Here is a 9,107-nt window from a genome sequence, read left to right as displayed (position 1 = left end):
ACGATGCGAGTCTGCGGCTCAAATGATGTGCGCCGACGCAGGCTTCCATGCCGATCAGGCAAGGCGGCATATTGGCGAGCCGCGCCTCCACCTGGCCACGCGACCACTTTTGCCGCAGCACGATGGTGCCGCGCGTATCGTGGCCCACGACGTGGAACGAGTTTTTGCCGATATCGATGCCGATCACGGCGATCGCGGTACTGGGTGTCTGGGACATGGCGTGCTCCCTGTCTTGGCGCCCCTGGCCAGCTTATCGCTGGCGGGGCAGGAGCACGGCCGGACCATCCCATTAGCGGACATTCTGTCGCGCACTCTGCTGGCCCTTACCTTTGAGGGCGAACGCGGGGCTGTTTGTACCTGCTCGCAAAAACAGGTATCTAAGGTCCTTCAAGTTCGCTTGAAGGCAGGTGAATCAAGAATGGATTGGAGATGACAAAGCAAGAAGTCGATTTTGACTACATCCTTCGATCGAATCTAGAGCGGGTATTCAACGAACGGGATGACGATAAGCGTCGGACCGCCATCGATGATTTGTTCGTCGAACAGCCGGTCATGTATGAACCGACAAATATTGTAAAAGGTCGGGAAGCAATCTCGCGCGTTGCCGGAGATTTGCTCAAGCAATTTGGACCAGCATTTCGTTTTGTACCCGAGGGTGCAGCAGTCGGGCATCACGGATTGGCACATCTCTCATGGCACGCCGGACCTGAAGGCGGCCCGGTAACCGTGACGGGTGCGGACGTGGCCATTTTCGATGACGGCAAGATTTCACAGCTATGGGTACTGCTCAATGTGCGGTGAAATGTAATGGGTCCGCGTCTGGCCCTAACGCGAAGTAGCGACACCTCTCGCTGAGGTCTCCTTAGGGAGGCGTAGCAGACCAGATTTTCTCACAGTGAGTTGACCCATAACGAACGCGCCCTCCATCCTAGGGATGTCCGCTTTCGGTCGAGGCCAATGTCGTCTGACCGGCAATCTCGTCAGCTCGCCAACACCGGACCGAGTGTCCGTCGGGACGCGTTTCAAGCGATGGACCAGGCTCGCGACGACACACGGCTTCGGCGTAGCGACAGCGCGGGCTGAACGCACATCCGTCCGGCGGACTTAGCGGATTTGGAAGGTCGCCCCCTGTCGTCGCGAGCGGCGCACGGCGCAGCAGATCGGGATGGCGGAGATCAGGGCTGGCGCATACGGGTGCGCCGGCCGTTCGAAGATTTCGCGCCAGTCGCGCGGGGGGACGCGCATCTAGAACCGACTCAAGAAAAACGTCTCCAGTTTGCCTTTGCCCTTCACGTCAATGCTGCCGCGAGGCTCCAGCGCGAAGAGACCGACGAGGTGACGCGCGATATCCTGGGACACGTGGATTCGATTTGGTAAAGAATAGGCCTCGAGCCGGCTGGCAACATTTACGGTATCGCCCCACACGTCGTAGAGGAAGCGGTGCGCGCCGATGATGCCGGCAACCACGGGTCCGGAATGTATGCCGATGCGGATTTGCAACGACCAGCCGAAATGCCGGTTGACGCGGTCTAGCCGGTCGATCATGCCGAGCGCCATTTTCGCGATCGCCGCGATCGCATCGGGGTTCGGATCGGGCAAGCCGGCGGCAGCCATGTAGGCATCGCCGATGGTCTTGATCTTCTCGACACCGAGCTCGCGCGCAAGCGCGTCGAATTCCGAGAACAACCGGTTCAAATACTCGACCGTCGCTGCAGGCGTGACCCGTGCCGAGTGCTCGGTGAAGCTCACCAGATCGGCGAACAGCACGCTCACGCCCTCGAAGCGGTCGGCGATCATGACTTCGCCGTGGTTCAGGCGGCCTATCACCTGCCGTGGCAGGATTGTCAGCAGCAGCCGCTCAAACTTAGCGGTCTCCTCCTCGATGCGGCGAAGATACTTCTGCTCGCGGTCGAGCCAGCGCTTCTTGTGCAAGCAAGCATTGATCCGCGCGCGCAGCAGGATCGGATCAAACGGCTTCGGCAGATAGTCCTCGGCCCCGGCCTCGATGCAGCGGACGGCGCTCTCGGTCTCCGCCAAGGCCGTGATCATGATCACCGGAATGCGGCGCAGCCGCTCATCCGCCTTCATACGCACCAGCACGTCAAGCCCGTTGATATCGGGCATCATCACATCGAGCAGGACGAGGTCGAACTCATCGTTGGCGAGCGCCTGCAGCGCCTGCTGGCCGCCGGCCACCGAACAGACGCGATGGCCGTCGCGGGTCAGTCGGCGCGACAGGAGGTCGCGATTGGCCTCGATATCATCCACAACGAGAATAGAACCGGTTTCGGTGACCGCATACGGCCGGACCGGCCCGAGGCTGCGCATCAAGTCGCTAACCATGACCGCGCCGGCCTGATCGGGGGCCAAGCTCGTCTCCTCGACATCAACCGAGAATCGCACGATGCGATCGAGACGCAGCAATAGGTCGGTGGCAGCAGCCAGCAGGCGATCACAATCTCCCCGCAGCGAGTCGCCTGGGAAACTGGCTGCATCCTCGCGCAGCATCTCACCATAGCCCTTGATCGCGTTGAGCGGCGTGCGCAGCTCGTGACGAAGATCCTGTTCTTGCGTGGCGGCCGCTGAGCCGGGCGGGCTCTTGGCGCGATCGCCGTCCACCAGCTGGTCGACTTTGCCGGCGAGATCCCGGGCTGCGCTGAGGATACGGTTCATATCGGGGAGGATGTCCGAGCGCCCGTTCCTGGACGCCTCTTCGTGCAGGATCTCTGCGTAGCCGAGCAAGGCGTTGACTGGGGACAGCAGTTCCTGGCGAAGGTGGGCAAGCTGAATGCGCCAAGCGCGCGCGCTTTCAGTGTCAATGATGCTCATGGCCGATCCGCGCACGCGCGCCGGGCGTGCCGGGGTACCAGCTCGTCAAGCGCCGCCAGCACGGCCTTGCCGCTGTATTCGCCCTTGTGCACCAAATGCTGTACCTGGCCGTTGAGGCGCGCGCGATCCTCAGCGGTCAGTGTCTTTGCCGTGACGACGATGACCGGGATGCGCCGCCAGCGGGAGTCAGCGCGCAGCCGCGCGATGAACTCGAACCCATCCATTTCGGGCATCATCAGATCGAGCAGAATCGCGTCAGGCAAAGCCTCCTTCAAACGCTCGAGACCAACCCGACCATTCTCTGCTAAAGTGACTGTGCAATCGATCTGCCGCAAGGTGCGCCCCATCAGCTCACTGGTCGGAGCGTCATCCTCGACTATCAGCACCTGCCGTGCCGCGCCCCTTGGGCAGCACTTGTCCACTGCACGAACCAGTCTGTCGCGATCGATCGGCTTGACCAGGTAGTCGGCGGCACCGAGCGAGAAGCCAATGCCCTGGTTATCTACGATCGTAACCATGATCACGGGAATTTCGGCGAGGCCGGCATCTTCCTTCATGGCGCTGAGTACGGCCCAGCCATCCATGTGCGGCATCAGAGCGTCGAGCGTGATGACATCGGGCCGCAGCGTGCGGGCAAGCTGCATCGCCTCTTCGCCATTGGCAGCCAGGCGAACGGTGTAACCGCCGCGTTGCAGGTGTCGGCGCAGCAGCTCCCGCGCGTTGGGATCATCGTCGACCACGAGAACGATCGGCGCATGCTCGGGCTCGGCGACCTGCGGACGCTCGGAACGCTTCTCTGCCGCCAAGCCCGCTGCGTCCGATGCAGCGCGCGTCACCGCCGGCAGGCGAACCACGAATGTCGTCCCCTTGCCGGCCTCGCTGACCAGCGTCACATCGCCGCCCATCAGCCGGCAGAAGCTCTTGGTGATGGCGAGGCCCAACCCGGTGCCGCCGTAGGCGCGGGTGGTGGAGGCATCGGCCTGAGTGAAGGCCTCGAACACCTTGGCCTGCTGATCTGGCGTCATGCCGATACCGGTATCGCGCACCTGGAACTCGACCCAGTCGACGACTTCGTCCATATCACGGAGCACGGTCAGCGTGATCGTCCCGTTCCGTGTGAACTTGCAGGCATTGCTGAGAAGGTTGAACAGGGTCTGCCGCACCTTGGTCAGATCGCTGTGCATCGTGCCTACCTCGTCGGCGCAGTTCACCACGAGCGCGTTGCCATTCTTCTTGGCCAGCGGGGTGATGGTCGCCGCGACGCTATCAATCATGGGCCGCAACTCGAAGGTCTCAAGATAGAGCGTCATCTTGCCGGCCTCGATCTTGGAAAGATCGAGGATGTTGTCGATCAGGCCGAGCAGATGCTTGCCGGCATCCTGGATCTTGCGCAGGTCCGCCATTTCCGATTCGCGCCCGGCACTCTGGGCGTCCTCGAACAGGATCTCGCTGTAGCCGATGATCGCATTCAAGGGAGTGCGCAGCTCATGGCTCATGCTGGCGACGAAGTTCGACTTCGCGCGGGTCGCCTGCTCGCTCGCCCAGATCGCCTTGTGCAGCTCACCTTCCATGCGCTTGCGGTCGCTGATATCGGCGAGGCCGTTGATCATCGCCGGGCGCCCTTCGAACTGGACGCGCTGCGACGCTAGGAGCGCCCAGAACTCCTCGCCTCCAGCCCGCTTGAGCAGCATCTCCATGCTCTCCACATGGCCGTGCTCGGTGAGCGCGTCGATGAAGCGCTCACGATGCTGCGGGTCTGCGTAGAAGTTTTTCGCTTGCAGGCCCAGGGCGGACGATCCTTCGAGCTCGAACATTTCGCTGAAGCGTTGATTGGCATACCGGATGATCCCGTCATCGAAGGTAACGATCGCCACCGCCATCGGCGCAGCCTCGGCAATGACACGCAGCCGCTGCTCGCTCTCCTGGATCGCTTGTTCGGCCTGCTTCACGTCGGTGATATCGGTGTAAGTCGCGACCGTGCCGCCGTCGTCGGTTTTGCGCTCGTTGATCTGAATCCAGCGCCCGTCGGAGCGGTGTTGTATATGCGTGCCCTTGGGATCGCGATGCCGGGCCAGACGTTCGGCGATCCAGGCCTCGACGCGCCCCTCCGCGTCGGGGATCTCTCCGCTCGCGGTCGCATTGCGGAGGATCGCTTCGAACGATACGCCTTGTTTCACGACATCGATGCTGCCGGTGCCGTGCATGTCCCGGTACCGCCGGTTGTATATCACCAGCCTGTCATCGGCATCGTAAAGCGAGAAACCCTCTGAGATGCTCTCGATCGCGTCGACCAGCCGGCGCTGTGCCTCCGTTGCCTTGTCGCGCGCAGCAGCCAACTCCTCCTCTCGCCGTTTGATTTCAGTCACGTCCGTGAACACGCCTACAGTGCCGCCATCCTGCGTCTTGCGCTCGCTGATCTGGATCCAGCGACCGTCCCATTGGTGATGCAGAAACGGCCCTCCGGGGTTGCGATGTCGAGCAAGTCTGTGCTCGATCCATTCTTGAGGTCGTGCAGCTGCGTCGGGTACGATTCCACGCTCGACCACGGTCTTGATCAAATGCTCGAACTCCAGCCCTAGCCGCATAAGATCGGCCAGCCCCGGGTAAAGCTCGCGATAGCGCGAGTTGCACAGCACCATGCGATCACTAGCGTCGAACAGGAAAAAGCCTTCCGAGATGGTCTCGAGCGCGTCGGTCAGCCGAGTCTGGGCCTGCGCGGCCTTGTCGTGCGCCTCCGACAGCTCCTTCGAGCTCAGCTCCTGAGAGCGCTCGACCATCGCCCGATCGCTATCGAAATCGGTGTATGCGGAATCGACGGCTGCCACGAAAGACTGCAACGCAGCCGGTACTTCTCCCTCGACACCGAGGTGCTTTCTGAGCTGGCGTCGTAGCAGCCTGTGCATCGGTGCCCTGTGACCGTTCAGTCCTCGGCGAAAGTTGTGATGGTCATGGTTTGATTGTGCAGGCGGCACTCGCCACCGTGCATGAAGGGGGAAAGCTCGCCGTACGAGTAGAAGCCGGAAATCTTCGTATCCCTTCCGAAGACATCTCGGATTGCCTCGATTTCTTCTTCGGTGCGCTGCTTCATCACAAGCTTACGACCGACACAGCTCACCAGAATTGCCAGATCTGGTCGCCTGTCGCCCAGCCCGCTGAGGCTGGCCTTGGCGGCGGCCGTTGCGCCGTCGACCAGATCGTCAACGTTGGTCTTCATCAACTGTGCCGTTCCGCCCTGTGGGATGTCGCCTGCGAACGTCATCGACTTGTTCTGCTCGTCCACGGACAGGACTGTCCGGACGACACCCTGGCCGCCCTTTGCCTCGGTAACCAGGATTGGAAAGAGCAAGGCGGAGCTTGGCAACTGGTCGGCGTGCGGGCCTAGGTACGATTTATAGAGATCGAGCGCTGACCCCCCATCCAGCTCATAGAGGATGTTTCCCTCGGCCCGGGTGATGGTGCGCAGCGGCCCAAATGGCTGCCAGCCGCCCATCGATCCGTAGCCAATGCGCAAGTCGTCGCCATACAGACCAACCGTTGCCACGCGCTGGGGACCCGCGCCGCCGTCGGCAATGACCCAGGTCTCGGCAAAATTGGTTCCGTCTCCGGAAAGGCCGCCGGTGATCGACACGCCTTCCGAGACGCCGCCCGCGAGACCGTGCGCCAGGTCGGAGCCATTGACGTGCAAGCCGTCCGAAAGCACGAACACATGGCGCAATGAGGCGTCGTTCAATTGCTGCGCGAGCTCCTTGCCGACGTCGTAGCTCGCCTTCGCCTCACCAATCGTGGCAGAGGCGAACCGCAGTCGCGTATGTTCAAAGTCGACAAGAGTGGCAATCACCGAGTCGTCGACGACCACGTCGCCGGCAATCTCGCCGGAAGTCGAGCAACCAAGCATGGCCGCCCCTTTTAAGTGGTCGCGCAACTCGCCCACGAGGGTCCCGGCCTGCACCAACGATCTAGCACCGAAAACGAACACGACACTCTGTCGTCCGACGTCGCCAGTTGGCAAATTCGGCCGCCACCCGTCACTTTGGGACCACTTGTACTGAGCCGTTTTCATGAGTTGTTTCCTCTCGTCATCTGTCCGGAACTTGTAGGTCGTCTACTGTCCCGCGGCCGCGAGTAGCGTTTCAATCTTTCCCAGCAGCCTCTTCAGCTCGATCGGCTTTGTGTCGTAGTCGTCGCAGCCGGCCTCGAGGGCCTTGTCCCGGTCGGTCGCCATGGCGTGCGCCGTCAGCGCGATGATGGGGATTTTGTGCAGCTCAGGCGTGGCCTTGATCCGGCGCGTCGCCTCCCAACCGTCGATCACCGGCAGGCTCATGTCCATCAAAATGAGATCGGGCCTGTCGCTCGTCGCCATTGCCACGCCGCGCGCTCCGTCCTCGGCAATGGTGACCTCATAGCCGCCACGCACCAGACGCCGCGAAAGCATGTCGCGGTTCATCTCGTTGTCTTCGACCAGCAAAATTTTGGGCATTGCACAGCCTCGAACCGGACTGTGAGCACTGCTTGCCGGGACAACCCGGGCCTCAATAGACGCCTAAAAATTCAACCTAGCACTTAAGCCTACCTGTCGCATCACGGAAAATGGTGGGTAGTGGCGGCGACAAAAGAATTCCAAGAGTTCTATAAGATCATACCGCCTCCAATGAGGTGTGGTTCCGCGTGTAGCAAGGAGAGCTCGTCATTCAAGACTGAGCGTAAGCGGGACTGCCCTAAGTTGGTAGCCCCCATTAGGCCAAACGTGTGATGTCACCTACTGGCCCCATCCGTCCTTTTTGAATCTCGCAGAGGACTCTAAAATGGCAAGAATGCAAGCTGGGCTTGTTGTAATGACAACGCTGTTGCTGTCAGGTTCTGTCGCCGAGGCACAGCAGGCGGGCAGGCCCTGCGCCGGCGATATCAAGACACTGTGTGCCGGCATTCAGCCCGGTGAAGGCCGGATCAAGGCCTGCATAGAATCGCATTTGACCGGCCTATCGCCAACCTGCGAAGACCGCGTGCTCACGGTGGCGGTGACCGGAAAGGTATGCAAGACCGATGTTGCGAAGCTGTGTGCTGGTATTGTGCCCGGCACCGGCGGTATCAGAGCCTGCATAAAATCGCACATGGCAGAGGTGAGCGATTCCTGCAGGGATGCGATGTCTCAGGCAGCGGCAGGCAAGAAACTCTTTCGGCGCGGGGATCTTTAGAAATCGTTGTCCGCGAGCGCGCCCCATCAGCGGGGATCAACGAAGCGCTCACTTGCTGCCGGCGAAAGTCCGTACCGCGCGACGTTTGCAACTGGCACCGAGCGCTTCTTCCGCCATTGAGTGTAATGCCGCTGTCGCGACGAGAGCCTCGATCGTCTCGGGATGCCGAGTCGACCCAGGAAATTTCACCCCGAGCCGCTCACAGATCTGTGCAGGGAACGCGAGGTAACTCGCGTCCCTACCGCGAAGACGCCATTTGCTGCGATGCATGAGTCTGGAAATGACCCGTAGGCGAAGTCCAGACCGGCTCACCCGTGGTCCGATTTGTGGGGCAGAGCGGAAGCGGCTCGTCCGGGCGCACCCGACGCGATTGACCCGAAGCGGGCCTTGCCTTAGGCCGCCTCGGATGTCCGCGCCGCTCGCATCTCGCGTCGCCTGCGTTTGGAACTGAAACATTTTCTAGCCTGAATGATTTACTCCCGGGGGCTTCGCAAGATGCGAGGCATTCATGAATCCTCTTTCGGCGAGCGACGTGTTCCTTACGGTCGCGGTTATGAGCACGACGTTCCTGATTGAGATCGGGTTTTTCATCCTGATCGGAATGTTCTGAAATAGTGCACTATTGGGGGTGCGCAGCGGGGTGCAAAGGTCTAGTTCTCCTTGAACTTTATGGTTGAGACCGGCCATCTTCCGTCATGACCTTTGATTGAAATCCGAAGCCCGTGCAATTCATCCAGCCAAACGTTCTCGACCGTGCCTGCCTTTCCGTCGGTAAGGACGACGGTTTTGCCGATCAATTCGGATTGCGCCTTACCGTACTCATTCAAGATCGTCGATGCACGAAGCTTCACCGGCGGCATCGTTCATCCATGTTCGGTCGAGCCGACTGCGGTTCAACCGCGCGGCTTGTTCCAGTGCTCGGCCGCTTCGAATTCGCGGAGCCGATCGATTTGCGCTCTCAGGCTCGCCGGTAGTTCCGGCTCTGGTTTCAGCGACGCACGTAGTCTCTCGCCGATCTCTCGAACGATGGCCCGACTGTGTATGTGGTCAATGTCAATTCCGTTGCGCATGACGGAGCCTTCGGTT

7 protein-coding genes and 2 pseudogenes are annotated in these 9,107 nt (G+C 61.0%); 2 read left to right on the top strand and 7 right to left on the bottom strand.

Annotation, left to right across the window (positions count from 1 at the left end):
* Nucleotides 1–217, bottom strand: a pseudogene (locus E4K65_RS16115) (IS110 family transposase); the annotation flags it as partial.
* 212 nt (nucleotides 218–429) lie between these two features.
* Here E4K65_RS16115 and E4K65_RS16105 point away from each other — a divergent pair.
* Complete coding sequence (locus tag E4K65_RS16105) at nucleotides 430–801, top strand: nuclear transport factor 2 family protein (protein WP_135175006.1); 372 nt, start codon at nucleotides 430–432, stop codon at nucleotides 799–801.
* A gap of 127 nt (nucleotides 802–928) precedes the next feature.
* Here E4K65_RS16105 and E4K65_RS16100 read toward each other — a convergent pair.
* The 5 genes and pseudogenes from E4K65_RS16100 to E4K65_RS16080 all read right to left on the bottom strand — a co-directional run.
* A pseudogene (locus tag E4K65_RS16100) lies at nucleotides 929–1,224 on the bottom strand (oligopeptide/dipeptide ABC transporter ATP-binding protein); the annotation flags it as partial.
* A gap of 21 nt (nucleotides 1,225–1,245) precedes the next feature.
* On the bottom strand, nucleotides 1,246–2,829 hold the full coding sequence (locus tag E4K65_RS16095; protein WP_135175005.1) for an adenylate/guanylate cyclase domain-containing protein: 1,584 nt from the start codon (nucleotides 2,827–2,829) through the stop codon (nucleotides 1,246–1,248).
* On the bottom strand, nucleotides 2,826–5,654 hold the full coding sequence (locus E4K65_RS16090; protein ID WP_167770850.1) for a PAS-domain containing protein: 2,829 nt from the start codon (nucleotides 5,652–5,654) through the stop codon (nucleotides 2,826–2,828). Before E4K65_RS16090 ends, E4K65_RS16095 begins: the two co-directional genes overlap by 4 nt.
* Nucleotides 5,655–5,749: 95 nt before the next feature.
* Entirely contained in the window at nucleotides 5,750–6,889 is a 1,140-nt protein-coding gene (locus E4K65_RS16085; RefSeq protein WP_025576252.1) for an FIST signal transduction protein, read from the bottom strand.
* 42 nt (nucleotides 6,890–6,931) lie between these two features.
* Complete coding sequence (locus E4K65_RS16080; RefSeq protein WP_025576254.1) at nucleotides 6,932–7,306, bottom strand: response regulator; 375 nt, start codon at nucleotides 7,304–7,306, stop codon at nucleotides 6,932–6,934.
* 355 nt (nucleotides 7,307–7,661) lie between these two features.
* Here E4K65_RS16080 and E4K65_RS16075 point away from each other — a divergent pair, with 355 nt between their 5' ends.
* Nucleotides 7,662–8,021 carry a hypothetical protein gene (locus tag E4K65_RS16075; protein WP_135175004.1) on the top strand — a complete coding sequence of 120 codons (360 nt, stop codon included), beginning with the start codon at nucleotides 7,662–7,664 and terminating at the stop codon, nucleotides 8,019–8,021.
* A 650-nt stretch (nucleotides 8,022–8,671) separates the two neighbouring features.
* Here E4K65_RS16075 and E4K65_RS16070 read toward each other — a convergent pair.
* Nucleotides 8,672–8,881, bottom strand: coding sequence for a PRC-barrel domain-containing protein (locus E4K65_RS16070; RefSeq protein ID WP_025576258.1), 210 nt, complete (start codon nucleotides 8,879–8,881; stop codon nucleotides 8,672–8,674).
* Between the last annotated feature and the right edge of the window lie 226 nt (nucleotides 8,882–9,107).

Source organism: Bradyrhizobium niftali (genome assembly GCF_004571025.1).
GTDB classification, from domain to species: domain Bacteria; phylum Pseudomonadota; class Alphaproteobacteria; order Rhizobiales; family Xanthobacteraceae; genus Bradyrhizobium; species Bradyrhizobium niftali.
This window is presented reverse-complemented; position numbering and strand designations above follow the sequence as displayed.

Bases quoted from the DNA above. Each gene is read 5' to 3' on its own strand.
- E4K65_RS16080 (WP_025576254.1), bottom strand. From the start codon at position 7,306: ATGCCCAAAATTTTGCTGGTCGAAGACAACGAGATGAACCGCGACATG.
- E4K65_RS16075 (WP_135175004.1), top strand. From the start codon at position 7,662: ATGACAACGCTGTTGCTGTCAGGTTCTGTCGCCGAGGCACAGCAGGCG.
- E4K65_RS16105 (WP_135175006.1), top strand. From the start codon at position 430: ATGACAAAGCAAGAAGTCGATTTTGACTACATCCTTCGATCGAATCTA.
- E4K65_RS16070 (WP_025576258.1), bottom strand. From the start codon at position 8,881: ATGCCGCCGGTGAAGCTTCGTGCATCGACGATCTTGAATGAGTACGGT.
- E4K65_RS16085 (WP_025576252.1), bottom strand. From the start codon at position 6,889: ATGAAAACGGCTCAGTACAAGTGGTCCCAAAGTGACGGGTGGCGGCCG.
- E4K65_RS16095 (WP_135175005.1), bottom strand. From the start codon at position 2,829: ATGAGCATCATTGACACTGAAAGCGCGCGCGCTTGGCGCATTCAGCTT.